The following is a 19,162-nucleotide window of genomic DNA, read 5'->3' on the forward strand; positions in this document are numbered from 1 at the left end:
CTCGACCGGGACCCCAAGCCCGGACGGACGAGACCGGCATTCGTCCCATTCGCAGGGGCACGCGTGATTGACCGCCAGCTGGACCTCGCCCTTTCGCTTGGATGCGAGGCGGTCGCCTGCATGGCCGACGGTATCGGGCGCGAAGTCATCGAGTTGCAGCACCGTGCCGAACGTGCCGGAGCCAAGTTCATGGCCTTGCGCGAGCCTGCCAAGCTTTCGGGTCTCGTCACGGCAACCGATGAAATATTGGTCATCTCTTCCGGCGTCTTGCCCGACGCACGAACGACAGAGCGCCTGCTGACGAAACCTGCCGTCATCGCCTTTCCGGCCGATATTGCGGTCCCGGCCGGGTTCGAACGTATCGATCCCGAATTCGCCTGGAGCGGCGTATTGCTGACACGGGGCAATCTGGTCGAACGGCTTGTCGAGATGGAACCGGACATCGATGTGCCCTCGGTGCTGATGCGGCTCGCGCTTCAATCCGGGACAAGGTTGGTCCCCGCAGAACGCAAGCTCGTCGACCAGAACGACTGGACGATCGATGCGACACGTGAAGGGCTGGCCGCAAGGGAACTGCGGTGGATAGAGGCACAGCGTGAACCGGTATCCTTCCACGCTCCGGGTATCGCGGTTGCCGAGCGCGCGGGCACGCGCCTTGCGCGCGATGTCGTCGGGGGGCGGGGCGAGAATGGGCCGGTGGTCGCTTCGGGTGTGTTCGCGCTCTCTTCGGTGGCCGCCGGTGCTCTCTCCATGCCGGCTGTCGGCTTGGCGCTCGTTACACTGGCCGCGCTGTTCTCCCGGATGAGCCGCGTGGTGGAGCGCGTCGCAAACAAGGGGCAGGTGGCTGCCAAGCGCAGCCCGCTGCTCAAGTTCCTCGAAGCCTCGTTAGACATCCTCTTCATCCTGTTGATTTATTTGTCAGCGCCTAACGAAAGTGACCTGACGCGAATATTCGTTCCGCTTGTCCTGATGGGTCTGCTGAGGCTCGGGGAACGTCACGGCAGCGAGGTTTGGAAGCGAACCTATGCCGACCGGATATTGCTCGGTTTCCTCCTTGCGCCTGCTGCATTCCTAGGTTTTGGCGTGCAAGCAGCCGCCGTCATCGCGCTGCTGGTCTTGCTGACGAGGTTTTTCGGCCCATTTCGCAACGACTAACTCCGAATTAACCAAGTCACTGCTACGCGCGGAGAATGATGATGGCGAAGGATTTTGCTGGGGCGAAGGATGGGGGCGAGGCCGACCTGCGCGCCGCGCTTTCCCGCGGCGACCAGACACTTTCGCGCATCGAACCAATTCTGGGTCATCTCCTGTCGACGCCCGACCACTCCCTGTTCAGTGACGAGATACTTGCCCGCCTTCGCGGCATGCTCAACGACCTTGCGTGGCAAATATTGCGCGTGCAGGCCCAGGCGACGGGCCAATCGGGTAGCGAGGCCTTCGCCGAACGCCACGGGGAAGCGCTTGCGATGCGATTGCAGGAAAATTCGGCCTTGCTCTCGCATTGCCACGCGCTTGCGGTCGAATGGCAGTTGACGGAGCGGCTCGAAGCGCAGTTTGGCGTTGATCCGGTCCTCTCGCCTCTCTTGCAGGACCTTATCGCCAGCGAAGATACGGGGACAGCCAGCACAGCCATGTCGGCCCTGGCTGCCCAGGCGCGCTTCGTGCAGGCGCAGCGGCGCATGGAACTGCCCGTGTCGGAGCTGCCAGGCGACCTATTCCATAGCGTCTTGCTGACATGGCGCGCATACAACGGGGACCGCGCCTCGGACGCTCTCACGAGGGCCGAGGCCAAATTGCGCAGCGATTTCGACGAAGCATCCGGAAGGTTGGCGCTGATGGCGCGGCTCGCCACGGGTGTCGAACGGGGTAACGAGAATGCCCTGCTTCCGGAAAGAGCCGGGGTAGCCCTGTTCCTGACGATACTTGCTGCGAAATCGGGGCAGGACCGAAGCATGGTCGTTCTGGCAACCAATGCGAGGCAGGTCACGCGTCTCGCGGTCAGCTTGAGATCAGCCGGCCTGGCAGCGACGCAAATCGATGAGGTCCTGTTGCAGTTGCATCCCCAAGCCGCGCCTGTCGCAGGCTTGGCGAACCTGAGCTCGAACGAAGCGCGCTCCATGCTGGACGATACAAGGCCGGATTTCGGGCAATGAATGTAAAGACAAGCCATATCGCCAAAGGCCGCAGTGACGAAGCCGACCGCCTGACCGAGGCGACGGGTGTGCTCGCCCAGCTTAATCGTGATTGCGGCGGAAGTATTGGCTCGACAATCGCCATTCCGGGCCTGCTTTCTCTTGTCGAGAAAGCCCGCTCATACGGCCTCAAGCTCGCCCGCCAGTTTGAAGCAATCGACGGTGAAAACCGTATCACGGCCTGGGCCGAGATTACCCCTGTCGACGGGGGTAAGGGCGGCTGCGAAATCACTATTGCCAGCTGGCAGGCAGAACAATTGCCGCCAGAAAACGATATCGATGCCGAGCGGCGCAGGATCGAAGTAAACCGCCACCTCGCTGAATGTACCGCGCGGCTCGACGCAAACCAGTCCATTCTGTCGGTAGAGACCGAGGCACCCGATCTCGAAGAGTTCCGTTCGCGCTCCTTGGCCGCAGTCGGCCAATCGTGGACCAGCCTGGTCGACATGCCGACCAAGGATTACGAACAACCGCTGCACTGGCGCCTGCTCGACGGTGTCGAATGCACGATACCAGGTTCCAAACGACAATGGACGGCGCATCTCGAGCCTCTGGGTAAGGGTGAACCCGGCAGTGCGGGCTTTGTCCTGTATCTCGCGGCCAGCACACCTCTTTCCGAGCGTTCCGGCGATCTTCAGGCGGACACGCCTTCGCTCGGCAAGGACTTAACGCCAGTCCTTCGCCAACCGATCAACCGGATCATCGCAAACGCCGAGACGATCCGGACCAAGCTCGCAGGGCCATTGGCGGAAGAATACAGCCAGTATGCGGCGGATATTGCGAGTGCAGGGCAGCACTTGCTGGCGCTGGTCGACGATCTTTCCGATCTGGAAATCGTGGAGTCTGACGATTTCGTCACCGCACCCGACCGGATCGACCTAGCCGATGTGGCTCGACGTGCTTGCGGAATTCTCGGGGTCAGGGCGCAAGAGCGCGGTATCACGCTGGTGCCGCCTGTTGAGGGGGAGAGCCAGCTGGCAATCGCCGAATTCCGCAGGGTGCTGCAGATACTCCTCAACCTTGTCGGCAATGCAATCCGCTACTCGCCCGAAGACAGCCAGGTCTGGCTGCGCCTCGACCAGATCGGGTCGCGCGCGCTGATTACCGTGGCTGACCAGGGACACGGTCTGGAAGAGGACCAGCAGGCCCGTGTGTTCGAGAAGTTCGAACGGCTTGGCCGCAGCGGTGACGGAGGTTCGGGCCTTGGTCTTTATATTTCCCGCCGGATCGCACGCGCGATGGACGGGGATCTGACGGTGGAAAGCGCTCCGGGCCTTGGCGCGCGCTTTACCCTTTCGGTCCCCGCCGCCGAAGACCTGCGTAGCGAGCGGCGCGATGGGCCTGGATCGACGGTTCCTGACGCCGACAGCTAACAAGAAAAAGGGGCGCCGCAGCGCCCCTGATCCCACTCATCGATCTTTCGCTTAGCGCTGATCCATCATCGGATAATCGCGCTGCGTCGGGCCGGTGTACAGCTGGCGCGGACGACCGATGACCTGTGCAGGATCGGAAATCATCTCGTTCCACTGCGCGACCCAGCCCACAGTACGGGCGAGAGCGAAGAGCGCGGTGAACATGGTCGTCGGGAAACCGATCGAATTGAGGATGATCCCGGAATAGAAGTCCACATTCGGGAAGAGCTTCTTTTCCTTGAAGTAATCGTCGTTCAGCGCGAGCTCTTCGAGCTGGAGCGCGGTTTCGAAAACCGGATCGTTGACGTTCAGCGCCTCAAACACTTCACGCAGGGTCTTCTGCATGACCGTCGCACGCGGATCGTAGTTCTTGTAGACGCGGTGACCGAAGCCCATCAGGCGGAACGGATCGTTCTTGTCCTTGGCACGCTCGATGTAGTGCGGGATGCGATCGGGCGATCCGATTTCCTGCAGCATGTTGAGCGCCGCTTCATTGGCGCCGCCGTGTGCCGGACCCCAGAGGCAGGCAATGCCGGCTGCGATACATGCAAACGGGTTCGCGCCCGACGAACCGGCAAGACGCACGGTCGAGGTCGACGCGTTCTGTTCGTGGTCGGCGTGGAGGATGAAGATGCGGTCCATCGCGCGTTCGATCGCGGGGTGTATCTCATATTCCTCGGCCGGAACACCGAAAGTCATACGCAGAAAGTTTCCGGTGTAGCTGAGGTCGTTCTTCGGCTGAAGGAACGGCTGACCGACGGCATACTTGTACGCCATGGCTGCGATCGTCGGCATCTTGGCGATGAGACGGTGGCTGGCAATTTTGCGCTGCTCGGGATCCGCAATATCGGTGCTGTCGTGATAGAAGGCCGACAGTGCACCGACGACGCCGCACATGATCGCCATTGGGTGCGCATCGCGGCGGAAGCCCTGGTAGAACTGGCGCAGCTGGTCGTGGACCATGGTGTGGCGCGTAATCGTGTAGACGAAATCGTCGAGTTCGCCCTGGTCCGGCAGTTCGCCATTCAGCAGCAGGTAGCTGACTTCCATGAAGCTGGAATGTTCTGCCAGCTGGCCGATTGGGTAACCGCGGTGAAGCAAGACGCCTTCTTCGCCGTCGATATAGGTCAGTGCGCTTTCGCAGCTGGCGGTCGACTTGAAACCGGGGTCATAGGTGAACTTGCCGGTCGTGCCGTACATCTTGCGGATGTCGATGACATCCGGGCCGATGCTTCCTTCGAGCACGGGGAATGTCTGGCTCTGTCCGCCCAGATCGAGAGTTGCCTGTTTATCGGCCACGCGAGTCTCCTCAGTCAGTTTTGCCCGTGCCTGCCGGGGAGGCCTGCGCGTCGATCCGCGCGAGAGATTCCTCCTTGCCCAACAGGACCAGAACATCGAAAATTCCGGGCGACGTGGTTGTGCCCGTTAGTGCGGCGCGCAGGGGCTGCGCGAGCTTGCCGAGACCCAATTCAAGCTCTTCGGCATACGATTTCGTAGTGGCTTCGAGAGCCTCGATTGTCCAGCTATTTTCCGCGCTCAAACGCTCCGAAAGGCCAGCGAGGCGGGTGCGTGCGTCGTCATCGAGCAGACCAGCAGCCTTTTCGGTCAATTCCAGCGGTCGCGTCTTGAACAAAAAGGCAGCACCTTCAGCAAGTTCATGAACGGTCTTGGCACGCGGCTTGAGGACCGGCATCGCTTCGGCGAGCACGGAGGTCTCGCCTGGCTTGCCGATTTCCTGTGCTACCAGTTCCGCCAGTCGCTGGTCGTCTGCCTCGCGGATGTAATGCGCGTTCAGGTTCTGCAGCTTCTTGATGTCGAAGCGGGCGGCGCTCTTGCCGACACCGTCGAGGTCGAACAACTGGATTGCCTCTTCGCGGGTGATCTCTTCGCGGTCGCCATGTCCCCAGCCCAGGCGCAGCAGGTAGTTGAACAGGGCTTCGGGCAACACGCCTTCCTCGTCGCGATAGGCCTCGACGCCGATGGCCCCGTGTCGCTTGGACATTTTCGCGCCGTCCGATCCGTGGATCAGCGGGACGTGGGCATAGACCGGATCAGGCCAGTTGCCTTCGATCTCTTCCATTGCACGGATGATCGGCAATTGGCGGAAAGCATTATTGAGGTGGTCGTCCCCGCGGATGATATGGGTGACGCCCATGTCGTGGTCGTCGACCACCACCGCCAGCATGTAGGTCGGGGTGCCGTCTGCGCGCAGGAGGATGTAGTCGTCGATTTCCGCGTTCTGCACGGTGACATCGCCCTGCACGGCATCCTTGATCGTGGTCGCGCCTTCGGTCGGGACCTTCAGGCGGACGGTGTAGGGCGCGCCTGCCGGAGCTTCCGCCTCGTCGCGATCGCGCCAACGGCGGTCATACCGCATGGGCTGTTTGTTCGCCCGCTGTTCGGCGCGCATCTGTTCGAGTTCTTCGGGCGTGGCGAAGCACTTGTAGGCATGGCCGGCTTCGAGCAGCTTTTGCGCGACGTCCGCATGGCGTTCTGCGCGGTCGGACTGGAAAACCGGCGGCTCGTCATAGTCGAGCCCGAGCCAGTCCAGCCCTTCGAGGATCTTGTCGATCGCTTCCTGCGTGCTGCGCTTCTTGTCTGTGTCTTCGATCCGTAGCAGCGCCTTGCCGCCGTGATGACGGGCGAACAGCCAGTTGAACAGCGCAGTCCTTGCCCCGCCGATGTGCAGGAATCCGGTCGGCGAGGGGGCAAAGCGGGTCACGACTTGCTTTGCGCTGGTACCTGCCGCGGTTTCACTTGCCATCTGCTTTTCTTTCCTTTCAAAGACTTCCATGGCGATAGAGGGGACGCCACAGGTGCCGTTTGGCGAGCCGGACGGCATCGCCGATGTTGCAGTGCAGCGCCCTTGGCGCATGCGCGCTGTCTTGTCCAGAACGGGTGAGGCCGCAGAGAGGTTTCTGACCGCCTCGTCATTCGACCGCGGGCCATGGATCACGGTGGCTTTTGCAGCGGGGATCGGGGCCTGGTTCTTGCTTGATAACCGCTGGCAATGGTCGGTTGCCATTGGTGCTGCCGCGCTGGCGGCCCTGGCTGCGATAGCCGTGTGGCGTGGGCGGGGTGATCGCGCGGCCTTGCGGCTCGCCGTTATTGTCCTTTCCGTAGCTTTCGCCCTTGGCATGGCGACCGTGTGGAGCAAGTCGGAACTTGTCGGCGCAGCTGCAATCGAACGTCCGACCGTAGTCAGTCTCGATGCCCGCATTCTCGATCGCGGGGAGCAACCGGCCGAAGACCGCGTTCGCCTGACCCTTGCGGCAAGGGACGCAGAGGCTGGCCGGCCGATCAAGGTGAGGGTGAACGTACCTCTCGAAAAGGACATGGGCGGGCTTGAGGAGGGCGCTCGCGTTCGCCTCAAGGCACGGCTCATGCCGCCGTCCGCGCCCATCCTGCCCGGCGCATATGACTTCGCCCGCGCGGCTTGGTTCAAGGGGCTGGCAGCGACCGGCTCCGTGGTCGGGGAGATAGAATTGGTCGAACAGGCCGGTAATCGCAATTCGCCGATCGCGCAGGCACAACGGTTCCTGTCTGCCCACGTGAGAACTCGGCTCGATGGAGCGCCGGGCACGATCGCAGCGGCATTCGCAAGCGGCGATCGCGGCGGCATATCAGCCGTGGATGAAGACGCCATGCGTGACGCGGGTCTGACGCACTTGCTGTCGATCAGCGGGCTGCATGTCAGCGCAGTTATCGCGGCTGCCTATTTCCTCGCCAGCAAGCTCTTTGCATTGTGGCCATGGTTTGCCCTGCGGGTCCGCCTGCCACTTGTTGCGGCGGCGGTCGGCGCGGGGGCGGGGATCGCCTATACCTTGTTGACCGGCGCGGAGGTCCCGACCGTGCGCAGCTGTATCGGAGCGATGTTGGTGCTCGGTGCGCTGGCCCTGGGACGCGAACCCCTATCGATGCGCATGGTCGCTGTGGCCGCTGCGGCTGTCCTGTTCGCCTGGCCGGAGGCACTGGTCGGACCCAGTTTCCAGATGAGCTTTGCGGCGGTTATTTCGATCATCGCGCTGCACAATTCAGAGCCGGTACGGGCTTTTCTGGCGCCTCGGGAGGAAAGCCGCGCGAGGTGGCTGGCGCGGCGTACAATGATGCTGTTCGTGACAGGGCTCGTCATCGAAATTGCCCTGACACCCGTGGTGCTTTTCCACTTCCATAGGGCAGGCCTCTACGGCGCGTTTGCCAACGTTCTCGCCATTCCGCTGGTCACTTTCATTTCGATGCCTCTAATCGCGATCGCGCTACTGTTCGACCTGGTCGGGGCAGGGGCACCGTTCTGGTGGCTTGTAGGCGTGTCGCTCGACCTATTGCTCGACCTCGCTCACTTTACCGCATCCCAACCAGGAGCGGTGAAACTGGTGCCGCATATGGGGCTGGGTATTATCGCCCTCTTCGTAGCGGGCGGGCTGTGGCTCGCGCTGTGGCGGGGCAAGGCACGGTTGTGGGGTCTGATCCCGGCAGCACTGGCTGCACTGGTTCTGGCAGTATCGCCCGTGCCGGATATTCTCGTGACACGCGATGGCGGAAACCTCGGTCTCGTCGATAAGAGGGGCAATCTCTTCGTCCTGCGAGGTGCACCGGGGACCTATGCGCGTACCAACATCGTCGAGCTTGCAGGAAGCGAGATTGAACCCCGGAATATCCGTGCCTACACGGGCGCCAATTGCAGTGCCGATTTTTGCACGATCGGGCTGAGGACCAGTGATAGGGAGTGGATCGTCCTAGTGGCGCTAAACAAGCAGCGCATCGACGAGCGACAGTTGGCTGCAGCGTGCGAGCTCTCGGATATCGTTGTCGCGGACCGCTGGTTGCCGCGTAGCTGCATGCCGCGCTGGCTGAAAGTGGATCGGCGCTATCTCGAGCGTAATGGCGGCATCGCCGTCTATCTGGAGGACGAGCAAGTCCGCACCGTGGCATCATCGCAAGGCGATCATGGCTGGTGGCAACCCGCCCAAGAGTGACGAAACCCAAAGAGAAAGGGCGCCCTGCTGGACGCCCTTTCGAAAATTCAAATTATAGATGGGTCTCAGTGGTAGCGACGCAGGAGGCCCGCCAGCTTGCCCTGAACCTGCACACGATTGGCTTCGTAGATCTGCGGATCGTAAGCGCCATTGGCCGGATCCAGGCGGATCATCGGTCCTTCCTTGCGCAGAAATTTTAGAGTGGCTTCCTCGTTATCGACAAGTGCCACCACGATTTCCCCGTCGCGGGCCGAATCGGCCCGGCGGACGAGGGCGAAGTCGCCATCGAAGATACCCGCTTCGATCATCGAATCGCCCGACACTTCCAGGGCATAGTGATCGCCCGGTCCGAGCAGCGCTGCGGGGACAGGCATGCTCGACTGGCCTTCGATCGCTTCGATCGGGGCGCCGGCCGCGATCCGGCCGTGCAGCGGAACTTCGATGATATCGTTCGCAGGTGAGGGCGCCACTGGTTTCGCCGCGTGGGCCGCGAGTATCGTGTCGTTCGCCGCGGGAGCGGGCGAGGGTGCGGGAGCATTCGATCCGGTCACTGCATCTTCGGGCAGCTTGATCACTTCCAGAGCGCGCGCACGGTTCGGCAAGCGGCGGATGAAACCGCGTTCTTCCAGCGCCGAGATCAGCCGGTGAACGCCAGACTTGCTCTTGAGATCGAGGGCTTCCTTCATCTCTTCGAACGAAGGCGAAATACCGGTGTCTTCCAGCTTTTGCTGGATGAAGCGGATCAGTTCATGCTGCTTTGCGGTCAGCATAGGTCACTCCCATATTCCTGTTCACAACCTTGTGAACGAATGTGGAACAATTAGGCAACCAATTTTCGTAAGTCAAGCAATTCAGCCATTTCGGAGGTGATTGCAGCGGAACAACCGTTCCCGTTTCAGTCCCGAGCGTGCCAGTCGCCGGATTTGCCACCGGTCTTGGCGATCAGGCGGATGCCGTCGATCCGCATTCCCTTATCGAGCGCCTTGCCCATGTCGTATAGGGTGAGCAAGGCGACGCTCGCGGCGGTCAGCGCCTCCATCTCCACACCGGTTTTGCCATGAAGCGAAGCTGTTGCAACGACTCGTAAGGCATCGTCTTCAGGGTGGAACTCTATAGAAACAGCTTCGAGACCAAGCGGGTGGCACAGCGGGATCAACTCACCGGTCTTCTTCGCCGCCATTATACCCGCAATGCGGGCGGCGGCGATTGCGTCACCCTTGGGCAGATCGCCTTGCGTGATCGCGGCAAGGACTTCGGTCGTCATGACGATGCGGCCTTCGGCCGTCGCAGAGCGCCGTGTCACCTGCTTGTCCGATACGTCGACCATGTGTGCCGCGCCGTCTTCGTCGAGATGGGTCAGCTTGCTCATGCCTTCGCGGCTTGTTCGCCATGTAACAGGCGCCGCGTTGCCAATTCCACATCGGCTTGCCTCATGAGGCTTTCTCCAACGAGGAAGCTCTTCACGCCCGCTTCGGCGAGACGCAGGCAGTCGTCATGCGTGAAAATGCCGCTTTCACCGACAAGCAAGGCGTCCTGAGGCGCCAGTGACGCTAGCCGCTCGGTGGTCGCGAGATCGGTCTCGAAGGTCTTTAAGTTGCGGTTGTTCACGCCGAGCAGGCGCGACTGGAGGCGAGCGGCGCGGGCGAGCTCTTCCTCGTCATGTACTTCAACCAGAACATCCATGCCGCGCTCGATTGCCGCAGCTTCGATTTCCGCCATCTCGCCGTCTTCCAGCGCGGCCACGATGATGAGGATGGCGTCCGCTCCGAGTGCGCGGGCCTCGGCGACTTGCCACGGGTCGACCATGAAATCCTTGCGCAGCACAGGCAGGTCGCAGGCTGCGCGCGCTTCGATCAGGTAGTCTTCGTGGCCCTGGAAATAGGGCGCATCGGTAAGGACCGACAGGCAGCTTGCCCCGCCGGCGGCGTATGCACGGGCGTGATCCGCAGGAGAAAAATCGGCACGTATCAGGCCCTTGGACGGAGAAGCTTTCTTGATCTCCGCGATCAGGCCGAAGCCGGTTTGCTGCGCCGTTGCGAGAGCTTTCACGAACCCGCGCGGTTCGCTGCGCTCGCCTGCACGCGTGTCCAACTCGTCGAGCGAGGCGGCCCTGCGGCGATCCGCCACCTCCTGTCGCTTGGTCGCGCAGATTTCGTCGAGCTTGTTCATTGGGCGAGCTCGATCCAGTCGGTCAGCAGCTTGCGCGCACGACCGCTGTCGATGGCCTCGGCCGCCATTTCGGCAGCTTCGGTCCAATCGTCCGATTTTCCCGCCACGATCAATGTTGCGGCGGCATTGAAGAGAACCGCGTCGCGATAAGCTCCGGGGGTCCCGAACAGAAGCGCTTCCAGGGCTTTCGCATTATGCAGCGGATCGCCTCCACGGATGGCTTCGACCGGGGCATGGGCGAGGTTGGCCTGAACTGCGACGACGCGGCGCATTTCGAAATCGTGATCGCGCACATCGGCAAGCTCGTTACCGCCGGCCAGCGAGAGTTCGTCGAGGCCTTCGTCGCCGGATACGATAAAGCTGCGCTCCGTTCCGAGAGTGGCCTTGGCGCGCGCATAGATCGGGACATAGGCTGGACGGGCGATGCCGATAAGCTGGCGCTTCACGCCCGCTGGGTTGGACAGCGGCCCCATCAGGTTGAAGATCGTGCGTACGCCCAGCTTCTGGCGGATGGGCTGGATGCGCCCCATGGCCGGGTGGTGGTTCTTCGCGAACAGGAAACAGATGCCGAGTTTCTCAAGCGTCTTCTCGGCGGTGCGGCCGACAGCATCCATGTCGAGGCCGAGCGCTTCCAGCGTATCGGCTGCGCCGGACTTGGAACTGGCCGCACGATTGCCATGCTTGGCGACCGGAACGCCGCAGGACGCGACGACCAGGCTGACTGCAGTCGAAACATTCAGCGTGTGGTGCCCGTCACCGCCGGTGCCGCAGCAATCGACAGTGCCTTCGGGCGCTTCGATCGGGATCAGGCGGGCACGCAACGCAAGGGCCGCGCCCGCAATTTCCTCCGCCGTCTCGCTGCGCGCGGACATATCTACGAGGAAGCGGGCGATCTCATCGTCGCTGGTTTCGCCATCGAGGATCCAGCCGAAAACCTCTTCGGACTGTGCCGCATCGAGATGGGTGTCTGCAGAGGGGAGCTGTTTCATGCCGGAACCTTGGCGGGGATACCGCAAATCTTGAGGAAGTTCGCGAGCAAGGCGTGGCCGTGCTCTGTAGCAATGCTTTCAGGGTGGAACTGGACGCCGTGAATGGGCAGCTCGCGGTGGCGGAAGCCCATGACGCTGATCCCGTCGAGGCCCGGGGTTTCGCTATGCGCATTCGCTAGCAGGGTGTCGGGAATGTCTTCGACCACGAGCGAGTGATAACGGGTCGCGAGGAAGGGCGAGGGCAAACCTTCGAACACGCCTGTGGCGTCGTGCGTTACCGGGCTGGTCTTGCCATGCATCAAGCCGCCGCGAACGACCTTGCCGCCGAAATGCTGACCGATGGCCTGATGCCCGAGGCACACTCCGAGGAGCGGTTTTCCCGCATCGGCCGCAGCAGCGACGAGATCGAGGCTCACACCCGCCTCGTTCGGGGTGCAGGGGCCGGGCGAGATCAGGAAACCGGCAGCGCCGCTATCCAGCGCTTGAGAAGCAGTGATGGCATCATTGCGAACGACTTCGACCTCGGCCCCCAGCTCCATAAGGTAATGGACGAGATTGAAGGTGAAGCTGTCGTAATTGTCGACGACGAGGATAGAGCGGTTTTCGGTCATTCGGCTCGTCAATGGCTGGGCAAGCGACGGGTTTCAAGCAAGCTTTGCGTCGTGCGGCGTCAGCCCTGCTTGCCGGCCAGCTCGTCGGTCGCGCGCACGAGCCCGTCGATGATGCCCGGCTCGCTGGCGCTGTGACCGGCATCGTGGACAATGTGCAGCTTGGCTTCGGGCCACGCTTTCTTCAGTGCCCAGGCGCTGGTCGGCGGGGTGCAGATGTCGTGACGCCCTTGCACGATGATACCTGGTATCCCGGCAATCTTGCCGAGATCGCGCAGCAGCTGCGCTTCTTCGAGGTAGAAGTCATTGAGGAAGTAGCGCGCACAGATACGGGCGAAGGGCAGCGCCTTGGACGCATCGGCAAAGCTTTCCAGCAGGTCTTCGTTGGGAAGCAATGTTGCGACCTGTCCTTCCCAGATCGACCATGCCTTCGCCGCCGTGAGACGGGTTTCTTCGTCTTCGCTGGTCAGGCGCGCGTAATAGGCTTTGACCAGGTCTCCACGATCATCCTCGGGGATAATGGAGATGAAATCGTCCCAGGCTTCCGCCATGATCTGGCTCGCGCCGTAACTGTACAGCCAGCTCTTTTCCTGCGCACGGGCAAGGAAGACACCGCGCAGGACAAGTTCGCTGACCCGCTCGGGATATTTCTGCGCATAGGCGAGCGCGAGCGTAGAACCCCAGCTGCCGCCGAATGCCTGCCATTTCTCGTGGCCGCACATTTCACGCAGGCGCTCGATGTCCTCCACGATCCGCCAGGTGTCGTTGTTCTCGATCTCGGCGAAGGGAAGTGACTTTCCGCAGCCGCGCTGGTCGAACAGCAGGACGTCGTAGAGTTCCGGGTCCCACTGGCGCCGATGGTCGGGACTCATCCCGCCACCCGGTCCACCATGGAGGAATACCGCGGGCTTTGCCCCCGGTGTGCCTACGCGCTCATAATAGAGCGAATGGCCTTCGCCCACGTCGAGCATGCCGGTCTCATAGGGCTCGATCTCGGGATAGAGCGTCCGCAGATCATTCGTCATCGGAAGTATCCTTTCTCTCGACCACGACGATCGGGCCGATCGGCGCGCCGGTATCGAGCCGATCCGTCGCGGGGTTCCACAGGGCCGACACGTTTCCGTCCAGGAACAGCGCGTTGGTTGCGTTGAGTTCGTCCCTGAAGAAGCGGGCCAGCTTCCCGAACGACAGCGGGGCGTTGGAAATCACGAAGTGCGCGCGCCCCCGTTCGTCGACGCCGACGCCATTGCGAACGTAGCGCGACGGACCGTTCTGGGTAATTTCGGGATGGATCTTGCCATCGATGACCAGCATCGGCCCGGATTGGGTGCCGAATTCGGGGCGGTCGGACACATTGGCGAGAAAATCCTCGGTCGTGCGGATTTCCCACTTGTCACCGCTACCGAAGAAGACCCCGTTCGGCTTCATGTGAAAGTTGCCTTCCCCGTCCGCCGTATTGAGGGTCTTGAGACGCTGCGAATTGACGACGAAGTAGCCGATCGGCCTGCCGTCATCGCCAAACATTCCCGCATTCATCGCGAAGGCGAGTCCGTCGGCTCCTCGAGACCGGGAGTAGGCTGTCAGGCTGCGATAAGGCTCCCCACCGTCAGGCCCAAGGGTCATGGCAATCCGGTGACGCGAGGGCACCGCAAGGCAATGCGTAAGTGAGGTGTCTTCGAAGATGATCGAACGGCACGCGCTCTCGACTTCCGATGCAACGGAAGGCGCTTCGGACGGAGAGGCAGTCGCAGCGGGCGATGCTCCGGGCTGACCATCGATACGGGTGCGCGTTACCGGCTCGCCCGCCGGCGGCGGTTCGCAAGAGGAGAGGATTAGGGCTGGAAGTGCGACCAGAAGATATTTCATTGACCGTAACCGGGTTCCTTGGCGAGGCTGATGGCATCGCGTGCTGCTGCAAATAGCGCACCTGCCTTGGCTTCGCATTCTCGTTGTTCGTAGCGGGGATCGCTGTCTGCCACTATTCCCGCGCCAGCCTGGACGTGCATGGTCCCGTCCTGAATGACTGCTGTCCTCAGGACGATACAGCTGTCGAGCGTGCCGTCGGGTGCGAAGTAGCCGACACCGCCGGCATAGGCGCCGCGCTTGGCAGGTTCGAGTTCTGCGATGATTTCGCAGGCACGCACCTTGGGCGCGCCGCTGACCGTTCCGGCGGGAAATCCTGCAAACATGGCGTCGAGCGCGTCGAACTTGCTGTCAAGCTTTCCGGTCACGTTACTGACTATGTGCATGACATGGCTGTAACGCTCGACCGTATAGCTGTCAGTCACCGTCACAGTCCCGCTCTCCGCAACGCGGCCCACATCGTTGCGGCCCAGATCGAGCAGCATAAGGTGTTCGGCCAGTTCTTTCGGATCGGCAAGGAGCGAGGCCTCGGCCTCCCGGTCGAGCGCGGTTGTTGCGCCCCTTGGCCTCGTGCCGGCGATCGGCCGGATCGTAACCTCGTCATCGCGCACGCGTACAAGGATTTCGGGACTTGACCCGACGATCGCGAAGCCCGGCATGTCCAGGAAATAGAGGAACGGCGAAGGGTTCACCCGCCGCAGCGAACGATAAAGTGCAATCGGCGGCAGAGGGAAAGGCGCGGTGAATCGCTGTGACAATACGACCTGGAAGATATCGCCTGCCGCGATGTATTCCTTGGCACGCACAACCATCGCTTCATAATCGTCCGCTGCAATCGTTGACTGCGGTTCGATATCGGGAAGGGCGGATGTATTCTCGCGAAGATGGGTGACGGGCGCACCGAGGCGCGCAAGAGCCGTGTCGATGCGGTCCGCAGCACGGGAGACGAGATCGTCCTCGCCGGTCTGCTCGGGCCACAGGGGCGCGATGCAATAAAGTTGGTCCGATAGATTATCGAAAACAAGGATGAGCGTCGGACGGACGAATAGCATATCCGGCACTTCGAGCGGTGCGGACTTGGGCTGCGGAAGCTTTTCGACGAGACCGATCGTCTCGTAACCGAAGTAGCCGACCAGGCAGGCGAGCGCTGGTGGCAGCTCTCCGGGAACGTCGAAGCGGCATTCGGCCAGCAGGCTGCGTAGCGCATCCAGGGTCGACGCGTCACAATCGTCGAACCTGTTCCGGTCCCGCTTCCAGTCGCGATTGATCGCTGCCTTCGCGCCCTCGGCCCGGAAAACGAGATCGGGGTCGAGGCCGAGCAGGCTGTAGCGCCCGCGGACTTCTCCGCCTTCCACGGATTCAAGGAGGAAGTCGCCGCGACCGTCTTCCATCAGGTTTAGCGCCGCACCGACCGGCGTCACCGTATCGGCAACGACCTTGCGCCAAACCAGCGAGGGTCGCCCGGCCTCGAGTTCAGCGCGAGCGTTTTCGACCCCCTCGAGATGCGTGGCCAAGACCGGCCTCAGTTCGTTTCGCCGAGCAATTGACGGCGCACGGCCGCGATTGCATCGGGATTGCGCTCGACACCGACTTCTGCGCGCATGGCGGCGATCATCTGTTCCGAAAGCTCTGCCGCCCAACCCTGCGAGATCTGGCCTTTAGCCTGCGCGATAAGCGGGTCATTCTCCTCCAGCTCGCCGAGCGAGATGTCATCGAGCGCGACGATATACCAGCCCTGATCCTGGCTGCCTTGCAGCTTCTTCGTGGTGCCCTCTGCCATCGAGAAGAAGAGTGCCAACGGCGCGGGTACACTCGCATTACGCATCTGCGCGATTTCCTGGCGGGTGATGTTGACACCATCCGGATTGGGAAGTGCAACGTCTTCGGCGGAAAGGGCCGCTGCCAGAGTGGCACCATCCTCGATCCGCTTGAGGACGCGGTCTGCCGCAGCACGCGCCCCTTCGTTGCCGCGCACACGGCGCCATTCGGCGATCACATTGTCGCGAATTTCTGCCAGAGGTGCGGTTGCCGAAGGCGTGATCGTGGCAACTTCGTAGACGATGAAATTCTGGCCGTCTGGAAGTGCGGCGATTTCGGGTTCGCCTTCATCGATCTGGAACGCGAAATCGAGAGTCGGAAGCAGTGCTTCAGGCGCGCGCTGCTGCGTTCCGTAAACGAAGCCGGACGCCGTCAGTGCGGGGGTGGACTGGATTTCAAGGTCCAGTTCCTCTGCCACAGCCGTCAGCGAGGCTCCGTCCGCAAGGCGATCCTCGATCGTGGTCGCAAGCTCGGCGATACCGCGCTGACGATTGCGTTCGCGAAGGACGTCCGCGATTTCGCCGCGAACGGAAGCAAGGCTTTTTGCTGGTTCCTGGTTCACGTCGTCCACGCGGGCGATATGCCAGCCGAGTGGGCTGCGCGCAGGGGCGGTCAGACCGCCTTCGGAAGCCGAGAAATACGCGTCCGCCACTGCTGCACTCGCCTGCTCACGGACGGTTTCGCGCTCCTGGTTCTCAAGCTGTGCAGTGCGGAACCCCGCCTCGGCAGCAGCGGCGGCAAAGCTCTGACCCGAGGATACGCGCTGTGCGATCGCCTCTGCTCCCTGCCGGGTGGAGACGATCAGCTGGGTGAAGCTGCGCGTTTCACGGGCGGCGTAGTCTTCCGCATTCTCGCGGAAATACTCCTGAATCTGGGTATCGCTAGGCTCGATGGTCTCGCCAAGCGCATCTGCGCCGAAGCTCGCATAGCGAAGACTGCGACGTTCCGGGCGGACGAACCGCTGGCCGTTTTCGGCATAGAATTCACGAAGCTGCGCGTCGGTCGGGTTGCCGGTCGGCGCAAATGCGGCGGCGGGAATGGCCGCTACGAACCCGCGGCGGCGTTCCTTGAACGTGCGCGCATAGGTTTCGGCGATCGAATCCGGCACGATCGTTCCGTAGGTCGCCGGAATGACCGACTGGCGGAAGAACAGCGACGTGCGGACCTGCTGGCGCAATTGCGCATCGGTCAGGCTCTGCGCGCTGAGAAACGCCTGGTAGGCGCTTTCTTCGAAATTCCCGCTCGGGCCGCGTGCACCCGGGATCTGCCTGATCTCGCTGTTGACCAGGTTTCGCCCTGCACGCAGGCCGTTTTCTTCACCCCATGCGATAAGCACATAGCGGTCGATGAGGCCGCCAAGAACATTGTCGAGGCCGTCGCCTGCCAGCAGGGTCTGGATGGTCGCATCCGGATTTTCCTCTCGCACGCGGCGCAGCGCTTCGCTTGCCGCGTCATTGAGTGCCGCCGTGGAGACTTTCTCGTCACCGACAACTGCAACCCGATCACCGCCTGCAACGCCGCCAAAAGCGCCCGTGCTGGAGACGTCCATACTGGCGAAGGCGAAGCCGATCAGGCCAAGAAAGGCGAGGGCGATGGCGAGGCCGACCTTCGTCTTAAAGAAATTCCGGAAAAAAGTGAGCATGACTTGCGGGAATGCCTCTTCGATGCTTTGGAGCGCGCCGCACCCGACTGGGGCACGAAGCGATACCGTTTCGAGCACGGCGCTTTATCCGCCATGCGACCTCCCCGCAACAGGTGCTGTCCGCTTTTGACGCAATTACAAGCCCGGTCTGGCGATTGCGCGCGCGCTCTCTATATAGCGCCAGCCAGATCTGATGACGTGACAGGAAATTTACATGGCCGATCGGCCCTATATTGTTGGCAATTGGAAAATGAACGGCACGCGTGCCATGCTCAGCGAAGCACGCGCGATCGACCGCGCTGCCCAGCGTTACATGAAGGCGGAAGTCGCCGTCGCACCCCCGTATACTCTAATCCATGCCGTACATCGCGAAGCGGAACAGATCGGCGTGGGCGCCCAGGATTGCCATCCCGGAGCTGAAGGCGCGCACACCGGCGATATCTCCGCCACCATGCTGGCCGATGCCGGTGCGAAATTCGTGATCCTCGGGCACAGCGAACGGCGCGGTGCCCACGGCGAATCGAACGATCTTATCAATGCGAAGATCGAAAGCGCCCTGGATGCAGGTCTGCGGATCATCCTGTGCTGCGGTGAGAGCCTCGAGCTTCGCGATTCGGGCAAGGCTGAAGAATTCGTTCTCGGCCAGCTGCGTGCGAGCCTGCCGAAAATCGAAGATGCTGCAGAACGCGTAACCGTCGCTTACGAACCCATCTGGGCGATCGGCACCGGGCGCACTGCCACCCTGGAAGACATCGCTTCGATGCATGCGGCAATCCGCAAACTGCTGGACGAGACCTATGGGCCGGAGCAGTCGGCAGAGGTCCGCATCCTCTACGGCGGTTCGGTCAATCCCGACAATGCGCGCGACATCCTGTCGACACCGGAAGTCGGCGGCGCCCTTGTCGGTGGGGCAAGCCTTTCGGCCGAAAGTTTCCTTGGCATCGTGGTCGCCGCATCTGAGGCAGAGGACGCCTAAGTCGCAAACCTTGCCGTTTCACGTGCGCACGCCTAGATGCTGCGCGTCAAATTCAATTCGATCGAGATAGATACCCATGTTTCTCTTCCTCACTGTCGTTCAGGCGATCGTCGCGGCAGCGCTCGTTGGCGTAATCCTCATGCAGCGCAGCGAAGGCGGCGGATTGGGTATCGGCGGCAGCCCGTCGGGCATGCTTAGCGCGCGTGGTGCGGCGGACTTCCTTACCCGTTCGACCAAGTGGCTGGCGGTGGCATTCGTCGTACTGTCCATCGCACTGGCCGCCATGGCTGTCGAAGGCGTCGGCGTGGACGGCGTGGAATCGACTCTCGATCGCTCGGTCACACCTGCCGAGACCGTTGATCCGCTGGGCGGCCCGGGCGCGGCACCGGCACCGGACGCTGCACCTGCAGAGCCGGTCGACCCGCTGGCCGACTAAGCCAAAACAACCTATTTCGCTGGCGTCTGTGGACGGCGCGCATTTCTGCGCGTCTTTATCCTTGCGCCGACTCACTCCCCA

17 protein-coding genes are annotated in these 19,162 nt (G+C 62.1%); 6 read left to right on the plus strand and 11 right to left on the minus strand.

The window, feature by feature from the left end; genetic code table 11:
• Positions 1 to 63: 63 nt before the first annotated feature.
• From LCM24_RS12635 to LCM24_RS12645, 3 genes are read left to right on the plus strand one after another with little or no spacing between them, the layout of a single operon-like run.
• Positions 64 to 1,155, plus strand: coding sequence for a hypothetical protein (locus LCM24_RS12635; protein ID WP_224804822.1), 1,092 nt, complete (start codon positions 64 to 66; stop codon positions 1,153 to 1,155).
• Positions 1,156 to 1,196: 41 nt separating this feature from the next.
• On the plus strand, positions 1,197 to 2,153 hold the full coding sequence (locus tag LCM24_RS12640; protein ID WP_224804824.1) for a hypothetical protein: 957 nt from the start codon (positions 1,197 to 1,199) through the stop codon (positions 2,151 to 2,153).
• Positions 2,150 to 3,565: a sensor histidine kinase gene (locus LCM24_RS12645; RefSeq protein ID WP_224804826.1), complete on the plus strand. Its 1,416-nt coding sequence runs from the start codon at positions 2,150 to 2,152 to the stop codon at positions 3,563 to 3,565. The genes LCM24_RS12640 and LCM24_RS12645 overlap by 4 nt, the downstream gene beginning before the upstream one ends.
• 51 nt (positions 3,566 to 3,616) lie before the next feature.
• Here LCM24_RS12645 and LCM24_RS12650 read toward each other — a convergent pair whose 3' ends face one another.
• Both LCM24_RS12650 and gltX read right to left on the minus strand, forming a co-directional pair.
• Positions 3,617 to 4,903 carry a citrate synthase gene (locus LCM24_RS12650; RefSeq protein WP_224804828.1) on the minus strand — a complete coding sequence of 429 codons (1,287 nt, stop codon included), beginning with the start codon at positions 4,901 to 4,903 and terminating at the stop codon, positions 3,617 to 3,619.
• Positions 4,904 to 4,913: 10 nt separating this feature from the next.
• Positions 4,914 to 6,368 carry a glutamate--tRNA ligase gene (gene gltX / locus LCM24_RS12655; protein WP_224804830.1) on the minus strand — a complete coding sequence of 485 codons (1,455 nt, stop codon included), beginning with the start codon at positions 6,366 to 6,368 and terminating at the stop codon, positions 4,914 to 4,916.
• Positions 6,369 to 6,396: 28 nt separating this feature from the next.
• Here gltX and LCM24_RS12660 point away from each other — a divergent pair, with 28 nt between their 5' ends.
• Complete coding sequence (locus LCM24_RS12660) at positions 6,397 to 8,580, plus strand: ComEC/Rec2 family competence protein (protein ID WP_224804832.1); 2,184 nt, start codon at positions 6,397 to 6,399, stop codon at positions 8,578 to 8,580.
• 65 nt (positions 8,581 to 8,645) lie between these two features.
• Here the strand turns inward: LCM24_RS12660 and lexA are convergent, their stop codons facing one another.
• The 9 genes from lexA to LCM24_RS12705 all read right to left on the minus strand — a co-directional run bounded on the left by lexA (position 8,646) and on the right by LCM24_RS12705 (position 17,669).
• Complete coding sequence (gene lexA, locus LCM24_RS12665) at positions 8,646 to 9,350, minus strand: transcriptional repressor LexA (protein WP_224804834.1); 705 nt, start codon at positions 9,348 to 9,350, stop codon at positions 8,646 to 8,648.
• 125 nt (positions 9,351 to 9,475) lie between these two features.
• The gene (gene moaC, locus LCM24_RS12670) at positions 9,476 to 9,949 is read right to left on the minus strand and encodes a cyclic pyranopterin monophosphate synthase MoaC (RefSeq protein ID WP_224804836.1); all 474 of its coding nucleotides are present in this window, start codon (positions 9,947 to 9,949) and stop codon (positions 9,476 to 9,478) included.
• Complete coding sequence (gene trpC / locus LCM24_RS12675; protein WP_224804837.1) at positions 9,946 to 10,749, minus strand: indole-3-glycerol phosphate synthase TrpC; 804 nt, start codon at positions 10,747 to 10,749, stop codon at positions 9,946 to 9,948. The genes moaC and trpC overlap by 4 nt, the downstream gene beginning before the upstream one ends.
• Positions 10,746 to 11,738 (minus strand): anthranilate phosphoribosyltransferase, encoded by a 993-nt coding sequence (gene trpD, locus LCM24_RS12680; RefSeq protein ID WP_224804839.1) that lies wholly within the window; start codon positions 11,736 to 11,738, stop codon positions 10,746 to 10,748. The genes trpC and trpD overlap by 4 nt, the downstream gene beginning before the upstream one ends.
• A complete protein-coding gene (locus LCM24_RS12685; protein WP_224804841.1) occupies positions 11,735 to 12,349 on the minus strand; it encodes an anthranilate synthase component II in 615 nt (204 codons plus the stop codon). Before LCM24_RS12685 ends, trpD begins: the two co-directional genes overlap by 4 nt.
• A 59-nt stretch (positions 12,350 to 12,408) precedes the next feature.
• Positions 12,409 to 13,371: a prolyl aminopeptidase gene (gene pip / locus LCM24_RS12690; protein WP_224804843.1), complete on the minus strand. Its 963-nt coding sequence runs from the start codon at positions 13,369 to 13,371 to the stop codon at positions 12,409 to 12,411.
• Entirely contained in the window at positions 13,361 to 14,212 is an 852-nt protein-coding gene (locus LCM24_RS12695; RefSeq protein ID WP_224804845.1) for a phosphodiester glycosidase family protein, read from the minus strand. Before LCM24_RS12695 ends, pip begins: the two co-directional genes overlap by 11 nt.
• Positions 14,209 to 15,723 (minus strand): anthranilate synthase component I, encoded by a 1,515-nt coding sequence (trpE, locus tag LCM24_RS12700; protein WP_224804846.1) that lies wholly within the window; start codon positions 15,721 to 15,723, stop codon positions 14,209 to 14,211. Before trpE ends, LCM24_RS12695 begins: the two co-directional genes overlap by 4 nt.
• A gap of 8 nt (positions 15,724 to 15,731) precedes the next feature.
• Positions 15,732 to 17,669, minus strand: coding sequence for a peptidylprolyl isomerase (locus tag LCM24_RS12705; RefSeq protein WP_224804848.1), 1,938 nt, complete (start codon positions 17,667 to 17,669; stop codon positions 15,732 to 15,734).
• Between the two features lie 214 nt (positions 17,670 to 17,883).
• On the opposite strand from LCM24_RS12705, the gene tpiA reads away from it, so the two are divergent.
• Both tpiA and secG read left to right on the plus strand, forming a co-directional pair.
• Positions 17,884 to 18,645, plus strand: coding sequence for a triose-phosphate isomerase (gene tpiA / locus LCM24_RS12710; RefSeq protein WP_090479257.1), 762 nt, complete (start codon positions 17,884 to 17,886; stop codon positions 18,643 to 18,645).
• A 76-nt stretch (positions 18,646 to 18,721) separates the two neighbouring features.
• Entirely contained in the window at positions 18,722 to 19,081 is a 360-nt protein-coding gene (gene secG / locus LCM24_RS12715; protein WP_090479255.1) for a preprotein translocase subunit SecG, read from the plus strand.
• Positions 19,082 to 19,162 lie beyond the last annotated feature (81 nt).

Origin of the sequence: Qipengyuania aquimaris, assembly GCF_020171965.1 — a bacterium.
GTDB classification, from domain to species: Bacteria; Pseudomonadota; Alphaproteobacteria; order Sphingomonadales; family Sphingomonadaceae; genus Qipengyuania; species Qipengyuania aquimaris_A.